The sequence below is a fragment of the Paraburkholderia heleia NBRC 101817 genome (assembly GCF_000739775.1).
In the GTDB taxonomy this organism is placed as follows: Bacteria; Pseudomonadota; Gammaproteobacteria; order Burkholderiales; family Burkholderiaceae; genus Paraburkholderia; species Paraburkholderia heleia.
The window spans coordinates 38,483-62,970 of record NZ_BBJH01000030.1; the positions used below are offsets into that span (position 1 = coordinate 38,483).

General features: G+C 65.0%; 24 protein-coding genes. 6 read left to right on the forward strand and 18 right to left on the reverse strand.

Annotated features, from left to right (window positions below):
* Window positions 1-260: 260 nt before the first annotated feature.
* Both BHE01S_RS23730 and BHE01S_RS23735 read left to right on the forward strand, forming a co-directional pair.
* Entirely contained in the window at window positions 261-581 is a 321-nt protein-coding gene (locus tag BHE01S_RS23730) for a hypothetical protein (RefSeq protein ID WP_042268387.1), read from the forward strand.
* Between the two features lie 129 nt (window positions 582-710).
* Window positions 711-1,523, forward strand: coding sequence for a DUF2968 domain-containing protein (locus tag BHE01S_RS23735; protein ID WP_042268389.1), 813 nt, complete (start codon window positions 711-713; stop codon window positions 1,521-1,523).
* Here the strand turns inward: BHE01S_RS23735 and BHE01S_RS23740 are convergent, their stop codons facing one another.
* From BHE01S_RS23740 to BHE01S_RS23790, 11 genes are all read right to left on the reverse strand, one after another.
* Window positions 1,524-2,447, reverse strand: coding sequence for a dihydrodipicolinate synthase family protein (locus tag BHE01S_RS23740; RefSeq protein WP_245639842.1), 924 nt, complete (start codon window positions 2,445-2,447; stop codon window positions 1,524-1,526). It lies immediately after the preceding gene.
* A 17-nt stretch (window positions 2,448-2,464) separates the two neighbouring features.
* Window positions 2,465-4,192, reverse strand: a complete 1,728-nt coding sequence (locus BHE01S_RS23745) for an IlvD/Edd family dehydratase (protein WP_042268393.1) — start codon at window positions 4,190-4,192, stop codon at window positions 2,465-2,467.
* 505 nt (window positions 4,193-4,697) lie between these two features.
* Window positions 4,698-5,024 (reverse strand): DUF4148 domain-containing protein, encoded by a 327-nt coding sequence (locus BHE01S_RS23750; RefSeq protein WP_042268395.1) that lies wholly within the window; start codon window positions 5,022-5,024, stop codon window positions 4,698-4,700.
* A 209-nt stretch (window positions 5,025-5,233) separates the two neighbouring features.
* Entirely contained in the window at window positions 5,234-6,643 is a 1,410-nt protein-coding gene (gene gndA / locus BHE01S_RS23755) for an NADP-dependent phosphogluconate dehydrogenase (protein WP_042268560.1), read from the reverse strand.
* A gap of 120 nt (window positions 6,644-6,763) precedes the next feature.
* A complete protein-coding gene (locus tag BHE01S_RS23760) occupies window positions 6,764-7,378 on the reverse strand; it encodes a DUF938 domain-containing protein (RefSeq protein ID WP_042268398.1) in 615 nt (204 codons plus the stop codon).
* 46 nt (window positions 7,379-7,424) lie between these two features.
* Window positions 7,425-8,042, reverse strand: a complete 618-nt coding sequence (locus tag BHE01S_RS23765) for a pyridoxamine 5'-phosphate oxidase family protein (protein ID WP_042268400.1) — start codon at window positions 8,040-8,042, stop codon at window positions 7,425-7,427.
* A gap of 29 nt (window positions 8,043-8,071) precedes the next feature.
* Window positions 8,072-8,938, reverse strand: coding sequence for an NAD-dependent protein deacetylase (locus tag BHE01S_RS23770; RefSeq protein ID WP_042268402.1), 867 nt, complete (start codon window positions 8,936-8,938; stop codon window positions 8,072-8,074).
* A 21-nt stretch (window positions 8,939-8,959) separates the two neighbouring features.
* Window positions 8,960-9,220 carry an oxidoreductase-like domain-containing protein gene (locus BHE01S_RS38010; RefSeq protein WP_042268403.1) on the reverse strand — a complete coding sequence of 87 codons (261 nt, stop codon included), beginning with the start codon at window positions 9,218-9,220 and terminating at the stop codon, window positions 8,960-8,962.
* An 86-nt stretch (window positions 9,221-9,306) separates the two neighbouring features.
* Window positions 9,307-10,071, reverse strand: coding sequence for an SDR family oxidoreductase (locus BHE01S_RS23780; RefSeq protein ID WP_042268407.1), 765 nt, complete (start codon window positions 10,069-10,071; stop codon window positions 9,307-9,309).
* Between the two features lie 27 nt (window positions 10,072-10,098).
* The gene (locus tag BHE01S_RS23785; protein ID WP_042268409.1) at window positions 10,099-11,040 is read right to left on the reverse strand and encodes a transporter substrate-binding domain-containing protein; all 942 of its coding nucleotides are present in this window, start codon (window positions 11,038-11,040) and stop codon (window positions 10,099-10,101) included.
* A gap of 311 nt (window positions 11,041-11,351) precedes the next feature.
* Window positions 11,352-12,761, reverse strand: coding sequence for a DUF2252 domain-containing protein (locus tag BHE01S_RS23790; protein ID WP_042268411.1), 1,410 nt, complete (start codon window positions 12,759-12,761; stop codon window positions 11,352-11,354).
* A 336-nt stretch (window positions 12,762-13,097) separates the two neighbouring features.
* On the opposite strand from BHE01S_RS23790, the gene BHE01S_RS23795 reads away from it, so the two are divergent.
* The gene (locus BHE01S_RS23795) at window positions 13,098-13,718 is read left to right on the forward strand and encodes a LysE family translocator (RefSeq protein ID WP_042268414.1); all 621 of its coding nucleotides are present in this window, start codon (window positions 13,098-13,100) and stop codon (window positions 13,716-13,718) included.
* Between the two features lie 193 nt (window positions 13,719-13,911).
* A complete protein-coding gene (locus tag BHE01S_RS23800; protein WP_042268416.1) occupies window positions 13,912-14,889 on the forward strand; it encodes a 2-dehydropantoate 2-reductase in 978 nt (325 codons plus the stop codon).
* Window positions 14,890-15,013: 124 nt separating this feature from the next.
* Here BHE01S_RS23800 and BHE01S_RS23805 read toward each other — a convergent pair whose 3' ends face one another.
* Together BHE01S_RS23805 and oxlT are read right to left on the reverse strand one after the other, a co-directional pair.
* The gene (locus BHE01S_RS23805; RefSeq protein WP_042268561.1) at window positions 15,014-16,132 is read right to left on the reverse strand and encodes a LysR family transcriptional regulator; all 1,119 of its coding nucleotides are present in this window, start codon (window positions 16,130-16,132) and stop codon (window positions 15,014-15,016) included.
* A gap of 22 nt (window positions 16,133-16,154) precedes the next feature.
* Window positions 16,155-17,510 (reverse strand): oxalate/formate MFS antiporter, encoded by a 1,356-nt coding sequence (gene oxlT / locus BHE01S_RS23810; RefSeq protein WP_042268418.1) that lies wholly within the window; start codon window positions 17,508-17,510, stop codon window positions 16,155-16,157.
* A 372-nt stretch (window positions 17,511-17,882) separates the two neighbouring features.
* Here oxlT and BHE01S_RS23815 point away from each other — a divergent pair, with 372 nt between their 5' ends.
* On the forward strand, window positions 17,883-18,827 hold the full coding sequence (locus tag BHE01S_RS23815; RefSeq protein WP_042268421.1) for a LysR family transcriptional regulator: 945 nt from the start codon (window positions 17,883-17,885) through the stop codon (window positions 18,825-18,827).
* Between the two features lie 146 nt (window positions 18,828-18,973).
* On the opposite strand, the gene BHE01S_RS23820 is transcribed toward BHE01S_RS23815, so the two are convergent.
* The 5 genes from BHE01S_RS23820 to BHE01S_RS37075 form a co-directional block, all read right to left on the reverse strand.
* Window positions 18,974-19,948: a hypothetical protein gene (locus BHE01S_RS23820; protein WP_042268423.1), complete on the reverse strand. Its 975-nt coding sequence runs from the start codon at window positions 19,946-19,948 to the stop codon at window positions 18,974-18,976.
* Between the two features lie 51 nt (window positions 19,949-19,999).
* Window positions 20,000-20,812: a fumarylacetoacetate hydrolase family protein gene (locus BHE01S_RS23825; RefSeq protein ID WP_042268426.1), complete on the reverse strand. Its 813-nt coding sequence runs from the start codon at window positions 20,810-20,812 to the stop codon at window positions 20,000-20,002.
* Between the two features lie 15 nt (window positions 20,813-20,827).
* On the reverse strand, window positions 20,828-22,075 hold the full coding sequence (gene frc / locus BHE01S_RS23830; protein WP_042268428.1) for a formyl-CoA transferase: 1,248 nt from the start codon (window positions 22,073-22,075) through the stop codon (window positions 20,828-20,830).
* Window positions 22,076-22,541: 466 nt separating this feature from the next.
* Entirely contained in the window at window positions 22,542-23,270 is a 729-nt protein-coding gene (locus tag BHE01S_RS23835) for a GntR family transcriptional regulator (protein WP_042268430.1), read from the reverse strand.
* Entirely contained in the window at window positions 23,251-23,487 is a 237-nt protein-coding gene (locus BHE01S_RS37075; RefSeq protein WP_084069148.1) for a hypothetical protein, read from the reverse strand. The genes BHE01S_RS23835 and BHE01S_RS37075 overlap by 20 nt, the downstream gene beginning before the upstream one ends.
* Before the next feature lie 558 nt (window positions 23,488-24,045).
* Between BHE01S_RS37075 and BHE01S_RS23840 the strand changes: the two genes are divergently transcribed.
* On the forward strand, window positions 24,046-24,483 hold the full coding sequence (locus BHE01S_RS23840) for a DUF2917 domain-containing protein (RefSeq protein ID WP_084069150.1): 438 nt from the start codon (window positions 24,046-24,048) through the stop codon (window positions 24,481-24,483).
* Window positions 24,484-24,488: the final 5 nt, after the last annotated feature.

A 24,488-nucleotide genomic window follows, 5' to 3' on the forward strand; every position in this document is an offset into this window, starting at 1 on the left:
GACAAAAAATACGCATGTGGAGTGCGCGGCGGGCCGCAGGCGTTCGCTTGCGCGCCACCTTCCGCGCGAGTTGAGCCGAAGCTAAGCCGGAAATGGCGAACGTCCCCCATTATATCGTTCATGCTCCAGCCGCCTTTTTTCGCCGGCATGCTCGCCCGGCCTGCGTTTGCGCGGGTCAACGCCTATACTGGTTCTCGCGTCATCCGATAATCAGATGAAAGGCCTCTCGCTGCAGTCCCATGGCCCTGAGGGATCCGGGAATGAACAAAGCCACCTTTCTTTCGCTGCAGCTCAACGTCGAAGATGTCACGTCGTCGCCGGGCCTTGTCGAATTGTTGAACAACCATCTCATCTTTGCGGCCGACGTGGCCGAAGCCGCCGACGAACTGGTGCAGCACGCCAGCATCGCACGGCTTTCCGGCACCACCCAGGCGTGCGTGGAAATTCCCGCCGTAGTCATCGAGCGCTTGCGCGACGCGCTCGACACGCTGAGCGGCTATGACGAAACCTGGCTTTTCGCGCTCGAGCCCGGCCGTGCGCTCTTCGACGATATTGCACGCCGGCCTCGCCTGCTTCACTAGTACGCGAACCCGGAGCGGACGGCGCCTATCCGCATCGCCCGCCCCGTTTGCCTGCGCGCCGGCGCCTGTGTACCAGGCTGCCGCGCGCGGAGCGCCCTGTTTTTGGCGCGCCGAACTGGGGGAACCGCCGTGAAATCCATTCTGAACCGCCGTAACGCCGCGCTCTCCGGCGCGCCATCGCGAATCCTTGCCGTGGCCCACGATGCCGCGACGCAGCGCGCCGCCGCCAGCGTTGCCGCCAGCCGCGTCCCACAATCCGCGCCCGAGGCGACCGTTGCGCCGTCCGAGACTCCCGTCGAGGTCGAGTCGCGCGCTGAGCCGGCCGCGGGTGCAGCCGCGTTGCCCGAAGGCGCCGGCGGCCCACGGCCGGTCTCCACGCTCCATCCGGTGCCGGTCATGCCTGCGCACCTGAACGGCCGCCCGGTGCAGATCGCCGACGGCACCGCGTTCGAAGCGCTCCACGCCGCCGACGAGTTGATGACCTTTCGCGTCTATCGCTGCTTTGCCTATACGGTCAGCCTCTTCTTCCATCCGCCCACGCTCGGCTACTTCGTCGCGCTCCATCATGAAAGCGTACTGTGGCGCGCGCTGAAAGCCAACGACCTCGACGCGGCCGGCTCCGCATTTCACCTGATGCAGGAGCAAGCCACGCGCCTCGCCGACGGCGAAACGCGCCGCGTCCAGCTCGTCGCGCAAAACGCGGAGCTCACGCGGCAGATCGAGGAGTCCGAGGCCCAGGCCGAACGCCTGCGTGTCGATCTGCAGCGCCATGCGGAACAGGAACAGACGGTGACGGGCCGCCAGCATCAGGTGCGCAAGGAGGTGGCGCAGCTGGAGGCGCAGCGCATTGCCGCGCAGGCCCAGTTGAACAAGGCGCACCGGACGCTGCATCAGCTCAAGGTCGCGACGAGCGAGGGCGTGCCCCATCTGCATGCGCGCTGATCAGGCGAGCGGACCCAGTTGCCGCGCGAATCGCCGGGCGGCTTCGAGGCCGAAGCGGCTCGCCGCCAGCTTCACGTCGCGCTCATAGTCGACGTCGATGCTCATGCGCCACGCCGCAATGCGCTTGCCATAGCAAATCAGCGCATCGAGCGACTGCATGACGAATACGATGGCGGGCAGCACCTGCTGGTACAGGCGTTGCGCGCGCTCGACGTCGCCTGAGCAATACGCCTCGTAAGCCTCCTGCTGCCAGTCGAAGCAATCGGGCGCGACGATCATGCCCGCGCAGCCGGCGCGCAGGTTGTCGAGCAATTCCAGGCCGCCGCGGCCGTTGAGCACGGGCATCAGGTCGCCGATCTGTGCGATCGTTTCGGCGATCGTCACCGCCGGGCCTTCGCCCTTGAGCACGCGAAAGTTCGGGCATTGCGCAGCAAGCGCGCGCAAACTGCCCGGCGAAAGCCCGACGCCCAGATACTCCGGTGCGTTCTGGATGCCGACCGTCACCTCGAGCCCCGCCATCACGCCAGCGAAGAAGTCGAAATAGAACGATTCGGGTTGCGCAGGCTCGCCTCGGGCGCGCACGGGAGGCTGCAGGATCAGCCATGCCGCGCCGCGCTCGATGGCGTATTGCGCGAATTCGCGCTGCGCCTGCACCGTGGGACCGGTCACCGTGACGACAAGCGGCAACGCGCCGCCGCTGTCCTCCTGCGCCCAGTCGATCACCTGCTCGCGTTCGGTGCGCGAAAGCTTGTTGACCTCGGTCGCGAGCCCGAGCACGGCGATGCCCGGCGCGCCGCCGCGCACGGCCGCTTCGACCTGGCGCCGCATAGCGGCGCGGTCGAGGCGGTTATCGCGATCGAAGAACGCATAGAGGATCGGGTAGATGCCGGCAATTGCGCCGGCGGCATTGGCAGGCGCGCTCATCGCATGCTCCGGCACGCTCAGTGGGAGTCGCGCGGCACGGCCGCACCGCTTGCGCCGACGAGAAAGTCCAGGTCGGCGCCCTTGTCGGCCTGCAGCACGTGCTCGACGTAAAGCCGGTAATAGCCGCGCTCGGGCAGCCCGGGCGCCTGCCACTGCGTCTTGCGGCGCGCGAGTTCCGCGTCGGAGACTTCCAGATGCAGGCGCCGCGCCGCGACGTCCAGTTCGATCATGTCGCCCGTGCGCACGAGCGCGAGCGGACCGCCCGCGGCCGCTTCGGGCGACACGTGCAGCACGACCGCGCCATACGCCGTGCCGCTCATGCGGCCGTCCGAAATGCGCACCATGTCGGTAATGCCCTTTTGCAGCACCTTCTTCGGCAGCGGCATGTTGCCGACCTCGGCGAAGCCCGGATAGCCCTTCGGCCCCGCCCCTTTGAGGACCATGATGCAATGCTCGTCGATATCGAGCGATGCGTCGTCGACCTTCGCGTGCAGTTCCTCGACGTTCTCGAACACCACCGCGCGGCCGCGATGACGCAGCAGCGCCGGCGTGGCGGCAGAAGGCTTGATGACCGCGCCGTCGGGCGCGAGGTTGCCCTTGAGCACGGCGATGCCGGCCTTGGGCTTGAACGGCTGCGCAAACGAGGTAATGACTTCGGCGTTGTAGTTCGGCGCGTCGGCCACGTTTTCCCAAATGGTTTTACCGTTGACCGTCAACGCGTCCCGATGCAGCAGCCCTTGCTCGCCCAGTTGCCGCAGCACCGCGGGCAAACCGCCCGCGTAATAGAAATCCTCCATCAGATAATGGCCGGAAGGCTGCAGATTCACGAGGCAAGGGACGTCGGAGCCGAGTTCCCAGTCGTCGAGCGAAAGCGGCACGCCAATGCGCCGCGCGAGTGCGATCAGGTGCACGACGGCGTTGGTCGAGCCGCCGATAGCCGCGTTGGTGCGGATCGCGTTTTCGAACGCCGCGCGCGTGAGAATCTTCGACATCGTGAGGTCCTCGCGCACCATCTCGACGATGCGCCGCCCGGCGAGTTGCGCGAGCACCTGGCGGCGCGCATCGACAGCGGGAATGGCCGCGTTGTGCGGCAGCCCCATGCCCAGCGATTCGACCATCGAAGCCATCGTGGAAGCCGTGCCCATGGTCATGCAGTGGCCGCGCGAGCGGTTCATGCACGATTCCGCCTCGACGAATTCGGACTGCGACATCGTCCCCGCGCGCACTTCCTCCGACATTTGCCACACGCCCGTGCCCGAGCCGATCTCATGGCCCCGGAAACGCCCGTTGAGCATCGGGCCGCCCGAGACGGCGAGCGCGGGCAAATTGCACGACGCAGCGCCCATCAGCAAGGCCGGCGTGGTCTTGTCGCAACCGACGAGCAGAATCGTGCCGTCGACCGGATTGCCGCGAATCGACTCCTCGACGTCCATGGAGGCGAGGTTGCGAAACAGCATCGCGGTGGGCCGCAGGTTCGATTCGCCGAGCGACATGACCGGAAATTCGAGCGGCAGACCGCCGGCCTCGTACACGCCTTTTTTCACGTACTGCGCAAGTTCGCGAAAATGGGCATTGCACGGCGTGAGTTCCGACCACGTATTGCAGATGCCGATAACGGGGCGGCCGTCGAACGCATCGTGAGGGATGCCCTGATTCTTCATCCACGAGCGGTGAATGAAGCCGTCCTTGTCGGCTTTGCCGAACCAGGCCTGGCTGCGCAAGGGCTTGCGGGGGGAACGGGTCATGGCGGGGCGTCTCCTGTAGCGGGGCAACTGTCAGGGAAACTGCCGCCCGATCATAGGAGTGACGTTCGGACCCGTCAATGTTTGATATGGCGTCCTTAGATATGGACAATACGCGCCACAAGAAAGTACGGGCCGGTGGAGAACCGGCCCGCGCTGGACTGCCTATTGCAACAACGAGCAACAACGTACTGCCTACTGCGTACTGCAACTGCACGGCTGCACCTCTCACTGCGCCAGCCAACTTCAACTACCTTCTGCTCTCTGCCTGCTGCAACGTCCTGACTGCAACCACTCAACTGCGTACTGCTACTACGTATTGCAACTGCACACTGCGAACCGCACCTTCCACTGCAACAACTCACTGCGCTCAATTGCGTATTGCAACTGCAACTTCTACTGCAATTCACAACTCACCACTGCTGCAACTACTGACTGCGTACAGCGACAACTCACTACAGGGGGGAACTTGCCGGAACCGCCTGGAGCGGTTCCGTTCGGCCAAGGCTTAGTGGCCGAAGTAAATGCGCTGGTTCGGTGCCACTTGCGCCGGCTGCACCGCCGCGCCCGACTGCGACGTGCCGGCTGCCGGTGCGCCGTAGCCACTGGTGTCGCCAGCGGCGAGCTTTTCCTGGGTCACGCGCGCCTCGGCGGCTTGCAGGTTTTCCGGGTAGTTCACATAGTCAGCCGACGGCTTGTAGCCCGCGTGCTCGAGTTGAACCAGTTCCGCGCGCACTTGAGCGCGGGTCAGGCCTTGCTCGCTCGACTGGGCAAACGAGATTGCCGGGATGGCAAGAGCGGCGGCAACGACAACTGCGGGGAGAAGCTTGTTCATGATCGGACCTCCATCTGTTTTATGTCCGCTTCGGAACACCGTGTTCGTCAGCGGTTGATTACAGTCTAGGCGTCCAGTCACGCTAGGGAAAACCCTAATTTGTCAAAACACCGTTGCGATTTTGGTAATAAAAAAAGGTGAGTCCCGCGGACTCACCTTACGATTCCGACAAAGACCGTAACGACAATGCGGTCTTTCGTCTCGCGACCTTACGACCAGTCGGCGTGGAAGCTGCCTGGCTTGTCGATGCGCTCGAACGTGTGTGCGCCGAAGAAGTCGCGCTGCGCCTGCACGAGGTTGGCGGGCACGCGCTCCGAGCGGTAGCCGTCGAAGTACGCAACGGCCGACGAGAATGCCGGCACCGGCACGCCCGCGCTCACCGCCTGGATCACCACGTCGCGCAGCGCCGACTGATAGTTGGCCGCGATGTCACGGAAATAGGGATCGAGCAGCAGGTTGTCGAGTTGCGGGTCCTTTGCGTAGGCGTCCGTGATCTTCTGCAGGAAGCGCGCGCGAATGATGCAGCCCGCGCGGAAGATTTTGGCGATCGTGCCGTATTGCAGGTCCCACTTGTACTCGTCGGAAGCCATGCGCAGTTGCGCGAAGCCTTGCGCGTACGAAATCACCTTCGAGAAGTACAGCGCGCGGCGCACCGACTCGATGAACGCCTTGCGGTCGCCCGAGAACGGCTTCGCGTCGGGGCCCGAAAGCACCTTGCTCGCGGCCACGCGCTGCGTCTTGAGCGACGAAAGCACGCGCGCGAACACGGCTTCGGTGATGAGCGGCAGCGGCGCGCCGAGATCCAGCGCGTTCTGGCTCGTCCACTTGCCGGTGCCCTTTTGTGCGGCGCGGTCGAGAATCACGTCGACGAGATCCTTGCCCGTTGCCTCGTCCTTCTTGCCGAAGATCTTCGAGGTAATCTCGATCAGGTAGCTGTCGAGCTCGCCTTCGTTCCACTCGGTGTAGACCTTGCCCAGTTCCTCGTTCGAGAGGCCGAGCACCTGCTTGAGCACCGCGTAGCTTTCGGCGATCAGTTGCATGTCGCCGTACTCGATGCCGTTGTGCACCATCTTCACGAAATGGCCCGCGCCGTCCGGACCCATGTAGGCCACGCACGGCTCGCCGTCCGGCGCCTTCGCGGCGATCTCGGTCAGGATCGGCGCAACCAGATCGTAAGCATCGCGCTGGCCGCCCGGCATGATCGACGGGCCCTTGAGCGCGCCTTCCTCGCCGCCCGACACGCCCGTGCCGATAAAGTGCAGGCCCGACTTCGCGAGCTCCTGGTTGCGGCGGATGGTATCGGTGAAGTGCGTGTTGCCGCCGTCGATCAGGATGTCGCCCTTCTCCAGCAGCGGCTTGAGCGCGGCGATGGTGTCGTCGGTGGGCGCGCCGGCCTTCACCATCATCAGGATGCGGCGCGGCTTTTCGAGCGAATCCACGAACTCCTCGAGCGTGTACGCCGGCACGAGCTTGCGATCCGGATACTCAGCGATCAGCTCGTCGGTTCGGGCGCGGCTGCGATTGAACACCGAGACCGCGTGGCCGCGGCTTTCGATGTTGAGCGCGAGATTGCTACCCATCACGGCCAGACCCACAACGCCGATTGGCTGTTTGCTCATGTTGTTTCTCCACTTCATTCATTGACGGCGCCGCAACGGGGCGCCAACCGTGCAAGCATAAGGGAAACGTAGCGGCGCTGCGCGAACGCGCACATGCGTCCCCGACGTTTGCCGACCTGCTTACTGTTTCCGGAACACCAGGCTGAAATTGTTCGCGGGCATCGGCACGCGCGCTACGCACTCGAAGCCCTGCGCCAGCGCCAACGCCTCCACTTCCTCCATGTCGCGCACGCCCCAGGACGGGTCGCGCGCACGCAGGTCGGCGTCGAAAGCCTCGTTGCTCGGCGCCGTGTGCGCGCCTTCGCGCCGGTACGGCCCGTAAAGAACGAGCGCTCCACCCGTAGCAACGCGCGCGCCCGCGCCTTTCATGAGCGCCTGCGCCGCTTCCCACGGCGCGATGTGAATCATGTTGATGCAGACGATAGCGTCCACCGCGTCGATCGGCCAGGGCTCGCGGCGCACGTCGAGATCGAGCGGCGCACGCAGGTTGGCGAGACCCGAGTGCTCGCGCCAGGCGTCGATCGAGGCGCGGGCGCGCGCGTCCTGGTCGCTCGGCTGCCACACGAGGTCGGGAAACGCGGCCGCGAAGTGGACAGCATGCTGGCCCGTGCCGCTCGCGATCTCGAGCACCGTGCCCCGCGCGGGCAGCGCACCGCGCAGCACCTCCAGAATCGGTGCGGCATTGCGCTCGGCGGCGGGCGCGGAAAGGCGTTGGGCGGCTTGCGGTTCGTTCATCGTCTTGCGGTCTTTCGGTTTAAGTCGGCGTTCATTCGGCGTTCACTCAGTACAGCGAATTCTTGATGCGCTCGGCGAGACCGGCCTCGTAAGTCTCGGCGTCGAACGTCTCGCCATATTGCTCCTCGTTCACGCGGCGCAGCATCTCGCCCGCGCTCGGCAGGTGCGAGCGTTCGACGTGGCGCGACGGGTCCCACAGCTTCGAGCGCACGACGGCCTTGGAGCAGTGGAAGTACGCGCTTTCCACGTCGATCACGAGCACCGAGCGCGGCGGCTTGCCATCCACGGCGAAGCTCGCGAGAAGCGCGGGGTCGGTGCTCACGCGGCCACGCCCGTTCACGCGCAGCATCTCGCCCACGCCCGGCACCATGAACAGCAGCCCCACCTGCGACGCGGCGATCACGTTGCGCAGGCTGTCCACGCGATTGTTGCCGGGACGGTCGGGCAACGCGAGCGTGTGCTCGTCCAGAATGCGCACGAAGCCGGGTGCGTCGCCGCGCGGCGAGCAGTCGAGGCCTTCCGGGCCACCCGTGGCGAGCACGACGAACGGCGAGCTTTCGATGAAGCGCCGGTAATCCGCGTTGACGTGATCGATTTCCTTGCGCAATGCGCGTTCGTGCGGCGTGCCGTAGTGCGCTTCGAGGTCGGCTAGCGTGGTCAGCATGTCGTCGGTTCCGTGGGGTCGTGGGAATGTCAGGGCACGAGGCGCGCGCCCAGGGCGTCGAGCACGGCGGCGCAGGGGGCTTCGAGTTTGAGTGCGAGGAGCGGGTCGGCGCGCGTCTTGCCCATGTTGATCGCGGCCACGGGTTTGCCGCGCTGCTGCGCCCACGCGCAGAAGCGGTAGCCCGAATAAACCATGAGCGAGGAGCCGACCACGAGCACGGCGTCGGCCTCGTCGAGCGCGTTCGAGGCGCTCGCCACGCGCTCGCGCGGCACGTTCTCGCCGAAGAACACCACCGACGGCTTGAGCATGCCGCCGCACGCCGCGCATGCGGGCACGTGGAAGGCGTTGGCGCCGTCGAAGTCGAGATGGGCGTCGCCGTCGGCGGCGGGTTCCGCGTTCGCGCCCACGATGGCCGGGTTGCGCGCCTCGAGTTCCGGCTGGATCGAGGCGCGCGAATACTGCGCGCCGCAGTCGAGGCAATGCACATGCGCGATGCTGCCGTGCAGCTCGATCACGTCCCGGCTGCCCGCGCGCTGATGCAGGCCGTCCACGTTCTGCGTGACGAGCGTGCGCGCGTAGCCCGCCGCGCCGAGACGCGCGAGCGCGCGGTGCGCGCCGTTCGGCTGCGCGAGACCCACCGTGGGCCAGCCGATCAGGCTGCGCGCCCAGTAACGGCGCCGCATGCTCTCCGAGCCGAGGAATTCCTGCAGCGTGATGGGCGGCGAGCGCTTCCAGGCGCCGTTCTCGTCGCGGTAGCCCGGAATGCCCGAATCCGTGCTGATACCCGCGCCCGTCAGCACGAACAGGCGCGGATGGCGCTCGACGAACGCCTGCAGCGCGTCGAGGGCGGCGGCGTCGAAGGCGGGAGCGTTGGAAACGAGGAGGGATTCGGTCATGGCGGCAGGGAGCGATTCCGTTCAGCGCGGCGGCTTGCTGCGCGGCGGCGCGGCCGATGGCGAAGCCGGTTTTGCGGCCCGCTTGCGCGGGGCTTTCGCCTGCGCCTGCCGTTCCGCTTCGCGCGCTTCCCACGCGGCCAGCGCGGCGCGGTACCGGCCGAACTCCTCGTCGTACAGATCGAAGATGCAGGGGTCACAGCCACTATGGCAGCAGTCGTCGTTATCGGGGCATACGGGCGGCTGGGGACGCGGATCATCGTCCGGACGCAGGGGCAAAGACATGGGCGCTCGGGCGTAGTGGTGGTTCAGCGTCCAGTATACGGGACGCGGCGGCCGGGCGTGCGGCAGCGGCCGCCCGGCCTGCGCGCTCAGCCGCGCCCCACGAACGGCATCTTCGTCGCCATGATCGTCATGAACTGGACGTTCGCTTCGAGCGGCAGTTGCGCCATGTGCAGCAGCGCGTCGGCCACGAGTTCCACGTCCATCAGCGGTTCGACGGCGATCTCGCCGTTCGCCTGGGGCACGCCGCGCGCCATGCGCTCGGCCATCTCGGTCGCCGCATTGCCGATATCGATCTGTCCGCACGCAATGTCGTGGCGCCGGCCATCGAGCGAAACGGTTTTCGTCAGACCGGTTATCGCGTGCTTGGTGGCCGTGTAGGCGGCGCTGAACGGCCGCGGCGCGTGCGCCGAAATCGATCCGTTGTTGATGATGCGCCCGCCTCGCGGCGTCTGCCGCTTCATGAGCCCGAACGCCGCGCGGGTGCACAGGAATACGCCGGTGAGATTCGTATCGACCACGGCGCGCCAGTCGTCCACCGAAAGCTCGTCGATGTCGACGGCCGGCGCGTTGCGACCCGCGTTGTTGAAGAGCAGGTCGAGCCGGCCAAAGCGCGTGCGAATCGTCTCGAAGAGCGCTTCGACGGCTGCCGTGTCGGTCACGTCGCAAGGCACAGCCAGTGCCTCCTCGCCGCGCGCGCGGGCCTCGCTGGCGAGCGCTTCGAGCGGCGCGGCCCGCCGCCCGGTCAGCACGACGGCAAAGCCGTTGGCCAGCAGCCTTTGCGCGCACGCGCGGCCAATGCCGCTGCCCGCGCCCGTCACCAGTGCGATCTTGCGTTGTCCCGTATCACTCATCGTTGCCTCTTTCCTTCGGTTGAGCCTTCAATCGAGCGGCTGATCGTTGGGATTCGCGAACAGCGCCTTCATCGGTTCCGACATTGGATAGTCGAGATTCACGCCCGCAGGCGGAATGGGCGACTCGAACCAGCGCCGGTAAAGCGCGAGCGCCTCGCCCGAGCGCTCCATCTTCGCGATGGTGTCGTCGGCAATGCGCTTGAAGGCGGTGTCGCCGCGCCGGAACATGCAGCCGTACACTTCCGACCTGACCGGGGTGCCGACGATCGCGAGAACGTGCGCGTCGTTCAGGTTACGCGCGCTTTGCGCGACGGGTGCGCCCGGCGTCTCGCCCGCCAAATAACCGGTCGCGAGCGAGGCGTGCAGCAGCGGCTCGTCCATCACGAAGGCAACGGCGCGTCCCGAGCGTACGGCTTCGACGGAATCGCCGTGAGTCTTCGCGACGACGATGTGCATGTTCATCGCGCGCTCCATGTTCCAGCGGCGCAGCAGGCGCTCTTCCGACGTGCCGGCGGTCGTGGCCACCGTACGGCCCGCGAGATCGCCGAAGTCCTTGACCGGCGATCCGCGCTTCACGAGCATGCGCACGCCGTACTCGAAGATGCTGTTGGAAAACGCCACGTCGTTCTCGCGCTCGCGCGTGTGCGTCGTGGTGCTGCATTCGAGATCGACCGTGCCGTTCTGCACGAGCGTGATGCGGTTCTGCGGCGTGACGACGAGTTCACGCACGCGCAGCTCGGGGCGCCTGAGCGCCTCGCGCACGTTATCCACGATGCGCTGGGCGATCTCGTACGAGTAGCCCGTTGCGTGCTCGCCGCCAGCCATATAAGAAAACGGCACGGTGGCCTCGCGCACACCGATGACGATGGTCCCGGTGTCGCGAATCTTGCGCAGCGTGGGGCTTTCCAGTTCATCCGCATGCAGCGCACCTGCAGCCGTGCAGACGCACGCGAGCGCAACGCAGCGCATGTGGCCGCACACCCTTCTGGCGATACCCAGCGGCTTTGATTCGCGCTTCAACCGTTTCTCCCCTGGATCTCTCGTTCGTTCGCGTAGAGCGCGCGCACGGCGGCGCTCCCCCAGCGCGCGATTGTACCGGCGACCCGTGTCGGCTCGCGTTTGCGGCCTTTGCTCCGATGATCGTGTGAAAGACTTCGATACGACGTAGACGCATGACGCGCATGCCGGGCATGCGTACGAAGCTCATGCGCGGCGGGATGGAACGCAAGGATAGCGCGTTCGGACACGCGCTTCGCTTGTTGCTTCGACCCGAACTCCGCTCATACGCGGAAATCTGCCGCCATGTCCTCGTCGCTGCGCGCGACGATCGTGCCGCTGCGCGCGGCCTTGAGGAACACGTCGTAATCGCGCTCCACCTGATCGGCATAGCTGAACGCGTAGCTCGTGAGCGCCTCCGCGAACTGGTCGCTGCGGCCAATGTACGAAGAAATTTCGATGGCGGCGCTGCCGGACTTCGCATGCGCGCGTGCGAGCGCCCAGCCGCATAGACGTGCATAGCCGCAAAGCAGCGTGCTGTCGAGCAACTGCAGATCGACTGAGAGCTTCATGTCGCGCAACTGGCGCACATAGAAATGGCGCCCCGCGGGCCCCGTGGTCCAGCCAAGGAAGATATCGCTCGCTGCCTGCAAAAGCCGCTGGCCGTGCACGACGCGCGCGCCTTCGTGCTTGATCGAATGCGACTTGAAGTACTGCGAAACGACCGAGCGACGCGCCTCTTTCACCTGCAGGAAGAGCGGCTTCTCGTGATGATCGACGAGCAGCATCACGAGGCAGCGCGTGCCCACGCTGCCTACGCCCACCACCTTGAACACCAGGTCCTGAATCGCGAAGTGATCGAGCAGTTCTCGCCGGTCGGGTGCGAGTGTCTTCGCGTAATCCTCGTACATGGGCTCGATCAGCGTGCGCCAGTCGCCCAGCGTGAACCAGTCGTCTTCGGGTTCGAACAGCGTGTTGACGCCGTGCACATGAAAGAGCGCGGGCGGGGCGTCGTGAATCGTCCAGTGGTCGCCATCGCGCTCCGCGAGCTTTTCGAGCAGGTTCTCGTGTGTACGATTCGCGGCCTTCTCCATGCCGCGCCGGATCAGGCGGCGGCCTTCGGGCGTGAGCGCGGTTTCGACCATGCGGTCGAAGGTGATTTTGTCGTACCAGAGATCGAGCGCGCCGTATTCCGCGTATTGACGCAGGCGGTCGCGATAGCTGGTCACAGCCGTCATCACCAGTTCCTCGGCTACGCCGCGCGAATAACGCATGTGCCGCGCCGCCACGACGAAGCTCGCCACGAGGCGCTTCACATCCCACTCCCACGGGCCGGGCGCGACCTCGTCGAAATCGTTGAGATCGAACACGAGCTGACGCTCGGGCGTGGCGAAGGCCCCGAAGTTCAGCAGATGCGCATCGCCGCAAATCTCCATCGTCATGCCGGTGTTGGGCACACCCGCGAGGTCGTGCGCCTGAAGAATCGCGCTGCCGCGAAAGAACGTGAACGGCGAGACGATCATGCGCCCGTAGCGCAGCTGCACGAGGTTCGGCACGCGCCCTTCGCTGCTCGAGCGCAGCAGGGCGAGCGGATCGCGCTTGATGGTGCCGGTTTCCTTGTGGCTCGAACGTTTCGAGCGCTCGCGCGCGGCACGCCCGGCCGCCTCGCGTTCAGCAACGGTACTCCCATTCATGACCTTCTCCGGTTCTTGTACGGTCTCGCGCCAATCTGGCAAACGGGGAAATGCGGGGGATATTCGTCCTGCATGGGCGGCGGTTTTTCGCTCGTGAATGCCTGCCAATTTAAGCGTGGGGCCCCTTTCGTGCAAGCAACGTGGCCGGCACCGGCGCCTCGCCGGGCGCCGCGTTTGAACTGGTCGCCTTCGTGTGCGTACTGTGCGTCGGCGTGCTGCCCGCTTTCTCATGCTGCCGGTTTTTCATTGAGCGGTGAGGCGCCGCGCGCCGACCGCGCTAGAATGGCGCGATTCACGGCGCGCCGCGCACGGCGCTAACGTTCTTCGAGCGCCATCATGTCCCTCACCGCCTGGCTCTTCTTTCTGCCCGCCTGCTTCGCGCTGAACATGGCGCCGGGGCCGAACAATCTGCTCTCCATCAACGTGGCCGCGCAGCACGGTTTCCTGCGTGCGTTCCTCGGCGGCACGGGCCGGCTCGTTTCGTTCGCCGCCATGATCGCGCTCGCGGCCACGGGTCTTGCCGTGGTGCTGCGCGCTTCCGAGGCGGTCTTCTTCGTCATCAAGCTCGCGGGCGCCGCTTACCTCGTGTGGCTCGCTGTGCAGCTTTGGCGCAGCGACGCCAACCCTGTCGGCGAGAACATGGATAGCGACGCCTCGCTCGCGCGCCTCGCGTGGCGCGAGTGCCTCGTGGCGGCGGGCAACCCCAAGGCGATTCTGGTTTTCACGGCCTTCCTGCCGCAATTCGTCGATGTCGCCAAGCCCATCGCGCCGCAGTTCGGCGTGCTCGGCGCGAGCTTTCTCGTGCTCGAAAGCGTGGCCATCGCGCTCTACTCGCTCGCCGGCATGTACCTCGGCCGCTGGCTCACGCGCACTACGGTGCGCCGCTGGTTCAATCGCACCTGCGGCACATTTCTCGGCCTGATCGGCGTGAGTTTTCTGCTCGTGCGGCGCGCCTGATCAGCCTCTTCAGGCGCCCTTCTTCCATAAGCTTCTCTTGATGATTTTCGCGAGAAACTTTAACTGTCGTTAATCGACAGCACCCCCTATGCTCAACCCATCGTCCGGGGTCGCGGCGAGCGGGCAGCTGTTTCCCTAGCGCGCGCGAAACGCCCTGCAGACAAGCGGTTTTCAACGTCATTGGGGTTTCAACATGAAGATCTGCATCTTTGGAGCGGGCGCCATTGGAGGCATGATGGGCGTGCAACTGGCACGCGCAGGCGCCGATGTGAGCTTCGTTGCGCGCGGCCCGCATCTGGCCGCCATGCGCGAGAACGGGGCACGCCTGCTGATGGACGGCGAGGAGTACGTAGCGAAGGTGCGCTGCACGTCCGATCCGCGCGAACTGGGCGTGCAGGACGTCGTCATCATTACGCTCAAGGCGCATTCGGTGGCCGGCGTGATCGACGCGATGCAGCCGCTCCTCGGCAAGCACACGGCTATCGTCACGGGCACCAACGGCATTCCCTATTGGTACTTCTACCAGCATGGCGGCAAGTTCGCGGGCACGCGGCTCGAAAGCATCGACCCGGACGGCGCGCAATGGAACCGTCTCACGCCCGAGCGCGCGATTGGCTGCGTGCTCTATCCGGCGGCCGAAATCGACGCGCCTGGCGTGATCCGTCACGTGTACGGCAAGAAGTTTCCGATTGGCGAGCCTTCGGGCGAGCGCACGCCGCGCATCGTCCAGCTGCATGAAGCCATGCAGGCTGCCGGGTTCGAAGCGCCGATCCGCGAGAACATCCGCGACGAAATCTGGCTCAAGCTGTGGGGCAATCTCTGCTTCAACCCGATCAGCGCACTCACGCACGCCACGCTCGACGTCATCACCAGCGACCCGGCCACGCGCGCCGTGGCGCGCACGATGATGCTCGAAGGCAAGCGCATTGCCGAGCAGTTCGGCGTGAACTTCCGCGTGGATGTGGAGCGTCGCATCGACGGCGCGGGCGCGGTGGGCGCGCACAAGACCTCGATGCTCGTCGACCTCGAAACCGGCCGGCCGATGGAGATCGATCCGCTGATCACCGTCGTGCAGGAAATGGGCAGGCTGGTTGGCGAGCCGACGCCTGCCATCGACACCGTGCTCGCACTCGTCAAGCAGCGCGAGCGAATGGCGATGCAGCCGGCGTAACGTGCATGGTGAAGGGGTGGCGTGTGCGCCGCCCTTTTCTTCTGCATCGGTTCCGGTGCTGGAAAAACAAACGGGTCGCATCATCGAGCGACCCGCTTTGTTTTGCAGAAGAAGGAAACGCGCGCTATTCGATGCGGGCGTGGGTGCGGGTCACCTGGAGCGGTGGCGGCGCATCGGCGCCGCGCAACGCGACACGCATCGGCGCGCCGCTCGAGCCTCGCATCGGCGCGCCGTCGATGGACGTTTCCGGCAGCGCTTCGCTATCCGGCGATGCGGCCTGTGCGTCAGCCCCCTCCGCGACTGCCCCCATGAACTGCGACCACGCCGCCTGAGCACAAGGCCGCAGCGAACGATGGCGACGCCGCACGAGCATCGTCGTCACGTTGACGACGGGATGCAGCAGGCGCGTAACGAGCGGCCCCGCGGGCACGGGCCAGTGACACGTTGTTGCGTGCGCAACGTCGCCCGCGCGATGCGCATGCGCCCCGCGCGCGCCGTCCACGCACACCGGCAACACGCCGATGCCCATGCCGAGCTGCGCCATGCGCGCCACGCCCGCCACGTGCGCGAACTCCTGCAGCGGCCTCCCCTCAGGCCGCAGACCGTCCAGCGCACGCATCACCGCGCCGCGGCAGCCCGCGTCACGATTGAGCGTAACGAGCGGTTCACGCGCGAGATCGTCCCATCTCAGCGCCCCCTGTAGCGCAAGCGGATGGTGGGCGGGCAAGAGCGCGCAAAGCGGCGTGGCCGAGAGCGGCTGCACATCGAGATTGCCGCTCGCGAACGGCACGCTTTCCGCGATCACGCCGAAGTCGACTTCGCCCTGCTCGACCGCCTGCAGCACGGACGCCTGCGGCAGGTCCTGCAGTTGCAGCGTGAGCGCAGGAAACGCCGCCGCGCACCGCGCGAGCGCGGCGGGCACCCAGGTTGACGAAAGGGCCGGGTTGCTCGCCACGAGCACCACGCCGCTATGCGCCTGGTGCGCGTCGCGGCCCTCGTTGAGCGCCATCTCGATCTCGTCGAGCAAGCGGCCGATCCGCCGCTCGAAGCCGCTGCCCGCGAGCGTGAGCTCGACCTGGCGCGTGGTACGGTCGAACAGCTTGAGCTCGACCGCTTCTTCCAGTTCGCGCACGCAGCGGCTCACCGCCGACTGCGTGAGCCCGAACTCGCGCGCGGCGCGCGTGAAACTGCGCGCCCGCGCCACCGCGACGAACACCTTGAGTTGCTGGAGCGATACGTTCATCGACATGGCGGGCCCGCGCGCCTCATTCGCCGCTTTGGTTGGACCAGTGCGGCAACCCTGCGCCCGTATTCGTGGCGAGCGTCACGTTGGGCTCGTTGCCCGCTTCATTGCTGGCTTCGCTGCTCTGCTCGATCAGACGCTTGCGCATCGGTGCGAGGAAGAACTTGGCGCTCACGCCCGCCGCAATCGTGATGACCGCAGCCGCGATGAACACCGCGCTCCAGCCGCCCGTGGCGGACAGTACGGAGGCCACCGGGACGAGCAGTGCGGCGGTGCCCTTGGCGGTGTACAGCGTGCCGGCGTTCGATGCAGCGTACTTGCTGCCGAAGGTGTCCGCGCAGATGGCCGGGAAGATCGAGAAGATCTCGCCCCAGAACAGGAAGATGAGCGCGGCGAAAGTCATGAACGCATAGGGGTTCGTGCCGAACTGCATCATGCCGAGCAGCGCGAGCCCTTCGCCCACGAAGATCAGGAACATCGCGTTCTCACGGCCGATCTTGTCGGAGATGAAGCCGCACAACGGACGCGTAAAGCCGTTGCAGATGTTGTCGATCGAGAGCGTGAGCGTGAGGAGCGGCAGCGTCATGCCGAACACCGTCATCGGAATGCGGGCGAGGCCCCAGTCCTTCGCGATCGGCCCGATCTGCGCCGTTGCCATCAGGCCGCCGGCGGCCACCGCGACGAAGCAGACGTAGATCACCCAGAATACCGGCTGCTTGACCATTTGCCCCGGCGTATAGTCGACGCGCGAGACGAGACGACGGCCAGCCGCGGCTACGGGGCGCGTCACGGGCTTCACGAGCAGGAGCGAGAGCACGAGAATCGACACGCCCTGAAGCACGCCGAAGAAGAAGAACGTGTGCTCGTAGCCGGAACGCGTGATCATGTTCGCAATCGGAATCACCGTCACGGCGGCACCGGCGCCGAAGCCCGCAGCCGTGAGGCCCGCGGCGAGGCCGCGGCGGTCCGGGAACCACTTGAGCGCGTTACCCACGCAGGTTCCGTACACGCCGCCCGCGCCGATGCCCGCGATCACGGCCGACACGTAGAGCATCGGCAGCGTCGTGACGTAGGAGTTGATCACCCAGGCGAGGCCCGCGCAAACCGCGCCGCCCGCCACGACCGGGCGCGGGCCGAACTTGTCGACGAGCCAGCCTTCCACCGGCACGAGCCAGGTCTCGGTCAGAATGAAAATCGAGAACGCCAGTTGAATCTCCGCCTGGCCCCAGTGGTGGCGCGAATTCATCGGCGCGACGAACAGCGTCCATGCGTATTGCAGATTGGCAACGAGCGCCATGCATAGCATGCCCACCACCAGTTGAAACCAGCGGTTCGTCCAGAACGGACCGCTCTCGCTCCTCTGACCGATTGCATTCATATCGCTTGTCTCCGCTATCTATTCATTGCAGCCTGCATGATTACGGGTCTGCATAAATTCAGGCTTATGGTTTTAGCTTTTCACTTCACCGCACTGTGTCTTTTATTCGCCGGTTGAATCAAAAAATCGAACGACAATTCGTCAATCCTCGTTCACCCTGGCATGACCTCCGACCCCTGAAAATCTCGTAAAACAAGGGCTTTTCTACGCGTTGTCCCTTATGAACCCGTATTTCCGAGCGTTAACCCGAACATGGCTTCGAGTGTGTTGCACGGCATTCGGACTCCTTTCAACTTATGCTAGGGTGATTGCTGAATTACTCACAATTAAAGTTTGTTATTATGTGGATTCAGTATCCTTTATGGTTCGGCCATGACGATGCGAAACGCCACGCTGCGCCAGCTCAAGGTCTTCGAGACCGTGGCGCGCCACCTCAGTTTCTCGCGTGCCGCGGAGGAGCTGCATCTCACCCAGCCGGCCGTTTCCACGCAGGTTCGGCAGCTCGAAGATCACGCAGGCCTGCCGCTCTTCGAGCAGCTCGGCAAGAAGATCTATCTCACGCCCGCGGGCACGGAGATGCTGCACTACAGCCGCGCGATCATGCAGCAGTTCCACGAAGTGGACGAGGCGATGAGCCAGCTAAAAGGCGTCTCGGGCGGCAAGCTCAACGTCGCCGTCATTAGCGCCGGCGATTACTTCTTCCCGCGTCTGCTGGCCGAGTTCACGCGCCGCTACAAGGGCGTCGCACTCAATCTCTCCGTGCACAACCGTGAGCAGCTGCTTCAGCAGCTCGCCACCAACCAGACCGATCTCGCCGTGATGGTTCGTCCCCCGCACGCAACCGACGCCATCAACGAGCCGTTTGCGCCGCACCCGTACGTGATCGTTGCGGCGCCCACGCATCCACTCGCCAGCAAGCGCGCGATCAAGCTCAGCACGCTCGCCAACGAGGCGTTCATCGTGCGCGAGCGCGGCTCGGACACGTGGAACTCGATGGAAGAAGGCTTCGCCGGCAAGATCACGAACCTGAAGATCGCCATGGAGATCCAGAGCACCGAGACGATCAAGCAGGCCGTCATCGCGGGCATGGGCATCGCCTTTCTTTCGGCGCACACCATCAGCCTCGAACTGCAGGTCGGTCACCTCACCGTGCTCGACGTCGAAGGCTTCCCGGTGATGCTCAACTGGTACGTCGTGCACCGGAAAAACAAGCGCCTGCCGCCCGTCGCGCTCGCGTTCAAGCGCTTCCTCATGGAGGAAGGCGCAGCGCTCATCGAGAACATTACGAAAGTGTCAGAAGCGAGCTTGCATAAGTAAGGTTTGATGGCTGCACCACAAATCATCAGGCGTGACTAATCATTCGCGTCGTATTGCGCGTTCTGTCGTTGTCCCCTGGGTCCGTAAATGGTCTCTGGCGTTGCCACCTTCGTCGGTGGCAGCGCGCACGATAATTCGGGACGACGTCAGTGCGGCCCCTGCCGCTGACGCAGCGCGCCGCCCCGGCTGCGCCGCCGCCGTGGCAAGTCCTGCGACGCGTGATGACCCGCGCGCCCGCCGCCGCCATGAGGCGTGTCGCCAACGGCCAGCCAGGGCGGGGCGAACGCGCCGCTGCCGCAGGCCGCGACCAGCATTTCATCCGGCACACCCGCAAAACTTGCATTGAATGTCGTGCTGAAGGGCTCGCGTGGCGGTGACGCTTCGACGGCGCCGGCGCGTGCGAGCCGCGGTCGCCGGGCGCCGCTCATGAGCCGCGCGCCCAGCGCCGCGCACAGCACGCTCGCCGCGACCAGCACGGAGATTTCGAAATCGGACGAAGCACGGGCGCTCAGGAATCCATAGCCGAGCGCCGCGCCTAGCAGCAGCGCCATCACATGCATGATGCGGTCGCCGCGGCCGAACGGCACGCGCCTGCGCACCGCGCGGCTCGCTTGCGCGCCGCGGCTGAACAGGCTCAGCGCGCCGCCCGTCAGCATGGCGCCGGTCGCCGCCGCGACGAACAGCGCCACACGTTCGCCAGCACTGCGCTCGGGCTGCAATACGTAGCCAACGAACTCGCCGATCAGGACACACGCGCCCGATACACCACCCAGCAGCGCCGCCGTCCGCGCGCTTAGCGTGAGGTCGCGTCGGCCCGCAAGGCACAAACCGCCCAGCACGCCGACTTCCACCGCGACCGTCGCGTCGGGCGCGTGCATCCAGCCCGCAGCGATTACGCCGGGCGGCACGGTCAGTAGCAATGCGAACGAAATGGCAAAGGCGAGCCGACGCTTGTGCGACGCACCAGCACGCCTCGCGCAGCGCGTCGCGGCACGAGAACGCGACAAACGCCAGGCACGCACCGGCGCGAGCGCCGCCAATTGTGCAAATGCACAACCGAGCCATGCGAACAGCGCGCCGGCGGCCAACCACGCCAGTTCGCCAGCCAGTTGCTCCGGCATCTCTCCTCCTCGCGCGGCATCGCTGCCGCGCGCGTCTTTAGTTTCAGGCCGTCACGCCGAGCCTTCTACGGCAGCGAGCGACTCGATCTGCACCGAAGCGTCGCCCAGCGCATTGCTCAAGGTACCGATCCCATCGATGGTGACCTCGACCGTTGCGCCATCAACGATCGAGCCTACGCCGAGCGAGGTGCCGCACGCGATCACGTCGCCCGGTTCGAGCGTCAGGTCCTGCGAAATGAGGCTCACCTGCTGTGCCGGCGAAAACACCATGTCGTCGAGCGGATAATTCTGCCGCTCCACGCCATCGAGTTTCGTGACGACGCGTGCACGCCGCCAGTCGAACCCGGAAACGATAGCCGGGCCGAGACAACAGAACGTATCGAAACCTTTGGCGCGGCACCATTGCGGAAAGTGCGGATTCTCGGCGATGAGGCCCGCGGCCGTGACGTCATTGACGATCGTGTAGCCGAAGATCGCCGACTCGGCTTCCTCGACGCCCGCATCGCGGCAGCGCTTGCCGATCACGATGCCGAGTTCGCCTTCGAAGACGATTTTTCCCGCATAGTGAGCAGGACGCCGAATCAATTCCGAAGACCCGATCACCGAAGCCGCCGGCTTGATCAGAAAAAGCGGGTGCGACGGCACCGGTTTTTCGAGTTTCGCGGCGAGCGCGTGAAAATTGTTCCAGAGCGCAACCACCTTGCCGGGCGCACAGGGCGCAAGCGGCGTGAGCGCGCGCAGCGACAGCACCGCGCCGGTGGGCACCGGCTGATCGAGCCCTTCGTATTCGTGCAGGTAACCGTTCTCGACGCGGCCGAACACGATGCTGCCGTCGCTCGCCATCAAACGCATCCACGTTTCCATGTTTCCTCCCTGGTTTCAGACGGCGCCAGAAGCGCGCAGCGAGTGGATCTCGTCCTTCGTGTAGCCGAATTCGGCGAGCACTTCGTCGGTGTGTTCGCCCAACATCGGCGAACGCGTGACTTCGGTCGGGCTGTCCGAGAGCTTGATCGGATTGCCCACCGTGAGGTACTTGCCCCGCACCGGGTGATCCACCTCGACGATCGTGCCGCTCGCGCGCAGCGATTCGTCGCTGGCGATCTCCTTCATCGAGAGAATCGGGCCGCACGGAATGTCGTAACGGTTGAGCACGGCCATCGCGTCGAACTTCGTGCGATGCATGGTCCAGTGCTCGATCTCGTCGAAGATCGCCTTCAGGCGCGGCAGGCGCGCATTCGGCGTGGCGTAGTCCGGGTCGTCGATCCACTCCTCCCGCCCGATCAGCTTGCAGATGCGGTCCCAGACGGGCGCCTGCGCGATGAAGTAGATATAGGCGTTCGGATCGGTCTCCCAACCCTTGCACTTGAGAATCCAGCCCGGCTGGCCGCCGCCGGACGCATTGCCGGCGCGCGGCACGGCCTCGCCGAAGCCTTCGTTGGGATACTGCGGGTACTCCTTCATGACGCCGGTGCGCTCGAGCCGCTGCTGGTCGCGCAACTTCACGCGGCACAGGTTGAGTACGCCGTCCTGCATGGCCGCGAGCACCTTCTGGCCGCGCCCCGTATGCGTGCGCTGATAGAGCGCCGTGACAATGCCGAGCGCGAGATGCAGGCCCGTGCCACTGTCACCGATCTGCGCGCCGGAGACGACCGGCGGGCCGTCGTCGAAGCCCGTCGTCGACGCTGCGCCGCCCACGCACTGCGCGACGTTCTCGTAGACCTTGCAGTCTTCATACGGACCGGGGCCGAAGCCCTTCACCGAGGCGACGATCATGCGCGGGTTCAGCGTCTGGATACGTTCCCAGCTGAAACCCATGCGCTCGAGCGCGCCCGGCGCGAAGTTTTCGACCAGCACGTCGCAGTCGCGAATGAGCCGCTCCAGCACGCGCTTGCCTTGCGGGTTTTTCGTGTCTAGCGTGAGCGAACGCTTGTTGCCGTTGAGCATCGTGAAGTAGAGGCTGTCCGCATCCGGCAGGTCGCGCAGCTGCTCCCGCGTGATGTCACCGGCGCCTGTGCGCTCTACCTTGATCACGTCCGCGCCGAACCAGGCGAGCAGTTGCGTGCAGGTGGGTCCCGACTGCACGTGCGTGAAATCGAGGATGCGCACGCCGTTCAATGCCTTGCCCATGTCATGTCTCCTTATCTAATCGTGGCCGGGCGAGTTTTCGAAAATCGGTGGGGTTGCGTGGGCAGAGGCGTTTCGCGCGGTGGCGCGTCATCTGCGTCCTTGAACAATACGGTATGTGATATATCAGAACGAGGCAAGAGGGAAATTGCCTATCGGGAATGCCATTAGAATCGCGTCGAAGCCTTATCCAGCATGGTCTTCACGCAAGTTCGACAGTATTGACGCACCGCACACAAGGGAAAACCCCGAGCATGGAGCACGTCTGATATGCCAGATTCCGTGTGAAGGATGGTTGCAAGTGCGCGATTTGATCAGGGGTGCCAGGGGTTGATGCGCATAAAGTCGGCTGACGCACGCCGGTCAGCGGATGCGTCGTAGACGGGCGCCAAGGGCCGTCAACGTAAAACGGGAGACCTTTGGTCTCCCGTTTTACGTTGAATGCGCGGCACCTGCCGCCGCGTCTGCGTCAATCCAGAAAATCGCAGTTCTTCTCGACATAGGCCGCGAGATCGAGCGAATGCTGGCGCACGAGCTTTTCCGCCAGTTCGGTATCGCGCTTCTCCAGCGCCTCGATAATGCGCAGATGGTCGACGATCGAGCGCGAAGCCCGGTCGCTCTGCGAAATCGTCATGCGGCGAATGGCGCGCACGTGCACGAAGATGTTTTTTATGGTGTCGAGGATGATCTGCGAGCGGGAAAGCTCGACGATCGCCTGGTGGAACGCGATGTTGGCGTCCGAGTACTCGGCGATGTGTTCGGCGGGCGTGCTGTCGCGGAAGTCGTCGAACATATGGCGCAGACGCGCGATTTCCGCGTCGGTGGCGTGGATGGTAGCGAGGCGCGCGGCCATGCTTTCGAGCGCCGCCCACATCTGGATCATCTCCACAATCTCGCGCTTGCTCTTGCGCACGATATAGATGCCGCGACGCGGCACCATGCGCAGGAAGCCTTCCTGCTCGAGCAGCGTCATGGCCTCGCGCACCGGCGTGCGGCTCACCCCGAGCGATTCGCTCAGCACGCGCTCGTCGAGCCGGATTTCCTCGCGCGATTGGTAGATGTCGGCGTCGGCAATGGCCTGGCGGAGCATGGCGTAAGCCTGATCGCGCAGGCTCAGCGTGGCGTTGATGGGCTGCAGCGCCAGCTTGAGCGGCGCCGCTTCCCGGCTTGCTACAACTTCAGTTTGTTCTGACGACATTGATTACCTCTTTTCCGACCTGCGGACGGATTCGCGGACCGAATTGTGCACGACGAACGGCCCTGGCGCGCGGCGCTTCACCCAAACCAACGTACCGGCCATGCTGCGCGGCCTGCTCAATGGCAGACTGCGGCAGCCACCTGGCGATCATGACCGTAGCAGCGGCACCCAGACCCACAACCGCTGCACCAAACAGTGCGAGAGAAACGAAATCCATTTGAAGCTCCGCATGATTGAGTAATTGAATAACTCAATCATATGCTGCGTCGCGACAAAAATCAATATTCTGTATGTGATATATCAGATACAGTCGTTTCCGCACAACAGCACCTCGATACTGCGGGGCTTATTGGGGAGCACTCCCACATTGTGGGCACGACCGACCGGATACCCATGAAAAACAACCAATCCTAGTGAGAAACCGGTGCTGCCCGCAAGGGCTTATGCCATTGAGGGCATGATCGCGTCATACAAAAGGTGCAAACGAGACTGGCACGCAACACAAACCGTGGCTGCCAATGCCATTTAAGCATTTCAGGTTGACAGGGCTGCAAGGCCCCCCGCACACTCGACGCATGCACACTTTCGCCACCCACCTCGTCATCGCAAACACGATGAATCATCCGTGGAAAACCCATACGGGCAGCCCACGGGGATGGTGTGCGTACTAGCAGTCTGTCGTCACGCAAATCACAAGCCCCGCCGGCATCGACGGGGCTTTCTTTTTTCTGGGTGGCAGCGCTCCGTTCGTCGGCTCCAAAAACTGGAGAAAACGATGGATGACGCTTTTCAGGCAACCTCGCTGACCGCTTCACAACGCGCTTCACAATCCGCCTCACGGCCCGCTGCGCACACCGTTGCGGACGCAACCGTGTGCTTCGACGATCCGCTGCCCGCACAATCGATCCACTTCGCCGTGCCGCCCATGCGCACGCTCACCTGGCGCGTGAATGCGCCGGCCACGCTGCGGGTTCAGGTGGCCCAGGTGTGGGTCACGCGTGCCCGCTCGCCGTACGACCACTGGCTGCAACCGGGCGAGACGCTTCGGCTCGGGCGAGGCGAGCGCATCTGGCTCAGCACCGAGACCGCCTTGCCGGCACGCGTGAGCATCACGAGCGCATGGCAGCCACCGTTTGCGGGCGTACGGCGCGGCATGGAGCGCCTCGCCGCCTGGCTCGCACTGCTCACGCTCGGGCGTTCGCGCGAGGCGTGAGGCGC

What these genes read in the sequence shown, in the direction of transcription:
- BHE01S_RS23785 (WP_042268409.1), bottom strand. Translation starts at nt 11,040, where the DNA reads ATGCGCTGCGTTGCGCTCGCGTGCGTCTGCACGGCTGCAGGTGCGCTG.
- BHE01S_RS23760 (WP_042268398.1), bottom strand. Translation starts at nt 7,378, where the DNA reads ATGAACGAACCGCAAGCCGCCCAACGCCTTTCCGCGCCCGCCGCCGAG.
- BHE01S_RS23795 (WP_042268414.1), top strand. Translation starts at nt 13,098, where the DNA reads ATGTCCCTCACCGCCTGGCTCTTCTTTCTGCCCGCCTGCTTCGCGCTG.
- BHE01S_RS23790 (WP_042268411.1), bottom strand. Translation starts at nt 12,761, where the DNA reads ATGAATGGGAGTACCGTTGCTGAACGCGAGGCGGCCGGGCGTGCCGCG.
- BHE01S_RS23740 (WP_245639842.1), bottom strand. Translation starts at nt 2,447, where the DNA reads ATGAGCGCGCCTGCCAATGCCGCCGGCGCAATTGCCGGCATCTACCCG.
- gndA (WP_042268560.1), bottom strand. Translation starts at nt 6,643, where the DNA reads ATGAGCAAACAGCCAATCGGCGTTGTGGGTCTGGCCGTGATGGGTAGC.
- oxlT (WP_042268418.1), bottom strand. Translation starts at nt 17,510, where the DNA reads ATGAATGCAATCGGTCAGAGGAGCGAGAGCGGTCCGTTCTGGACGAAC.
- BHE01S_RS23745 (WP_042268393.1), bottom strand. Translation starts at nt 4,192, where the DNA reads ATGACCCGTTCCCCCCGCAAGCCCTTGCGCAGCCAGGCCTGGTTCGGC.
- BHE01S_RS23750 (WP_042268395.1), bottom strand. Translation starts at nt 5,024, where the DNA reads ATGAACAAGCTTCTCCCCGCAGTTGTCGTTGCCGCCGCTCTTGCCATC.
- BHE01S_RS37075 (WP_084069148.1), bottom strand. Translation starts at nt 23,487, where the DNA reads ATGGATTTCGTTTCTCTCGCACTGTTTGGTGCAGCGGTTGTGGGTCTG.
- BHE01S_RS38010 (WP_042268403.1), bottom strand. Translation starts at nt 9,220, where the DNA reads ATGTCTTTGCCCCTGCGTCCGGACGATGATCCGCGTCCCCAGCCGCCC.
- BHE01S_RS23840 (WP_084069150.1), top strand. Translation starts at nt 24,046, where the DNA reads ATGGATGACGCTTTTCAGGCAACCTCGCTGACCGCTTCACAACGCGCT.
- BHE01S_RS23805 (WP_042268561.1), bottom strand. Translation starts at nt 16,132, where the DNA reads ATGAACGTATCGCTCCAGCAACTCAAGGTGTTCGTCGCGGTGGCGCGG.
- BHE01S_RS23800 (WP_042268416.1), top strand. Translation starts at nt 13,912, where the DNA reads ATGAAGATCTGCATCTTTGGAGCGGGCGCCATTGGAGGCATGATGGGC.
- BHE01S_RS23825 (WP_042268426.1), bottom strand. Translation starts at nt 20,812, where the DNA reads ATGGAAACGTGGATGCGTTTGATGGCGAGCGACGGCAGCATCGTGTTC.
- BHE01S_RS23730 (WP_042268387.1), top strand. Translation starts at nt 261, where the DNA reads ATGAACAAAGCCACCTTTCTTTCGCTGCAGCTCAACGTCGAAGATGTC.
- BHE01S_RS23780 (WP_042268407.1), bottom strand. Translation starts at nt 10,071, where the DNA reads ATGAGTGATACGGGACAACGCAAGATCGCACTGGTGACGGGCGCGGGC.
- BHE01S_RS23770 (WP_042268402.1), bottom strand. Translation starts at nt 8,938, where the DNA reads ATGACCGAATCCCTCCTCGTTTCCAACGCTCCCGCCTTCGACGCCGCC.
- BHE01S_RS23765 (WP_042268400.1), bottom strand. Translation starts at nt 8,042, where the DNA reads ATGCTGACCACGCTAGCCGACCTCGAAGCGCACTACGGCACGCCGCAC.
- BHE01S_RS23815 (WP_042268421.1), top strand. Translation starts at nt 17,883, where the DNA reads ATGACGATGCGAAACGCCACGCTGCGCCAGCTCAAGGTCTTCGAGACC.
- BHE01S_RS23820 (WP_042268423.1), bottom strand. Translation starts at nt 19,948, where the DNA reads ATGCCGGAGCAACTGGCTGGCGAACTGGCGTGGTTGGCCGCCGGCGCG.
- frc (WP_042268428.1), bottom strand. Translation starts at nt 22,075, where the DNA reads ATGGGCAAGGCATTGAACGGCGTGCGCATCCTCGATTTCACGCACGTG.
- BHE01S_RS23835 (WP_042268430.1), bottom strand. Translation starts at nt 23,270, where the DNA reads ATGTCGTCAGAACAAACTGAAGTTGTAGCAAGCCGGGAAGCGGCGCCG.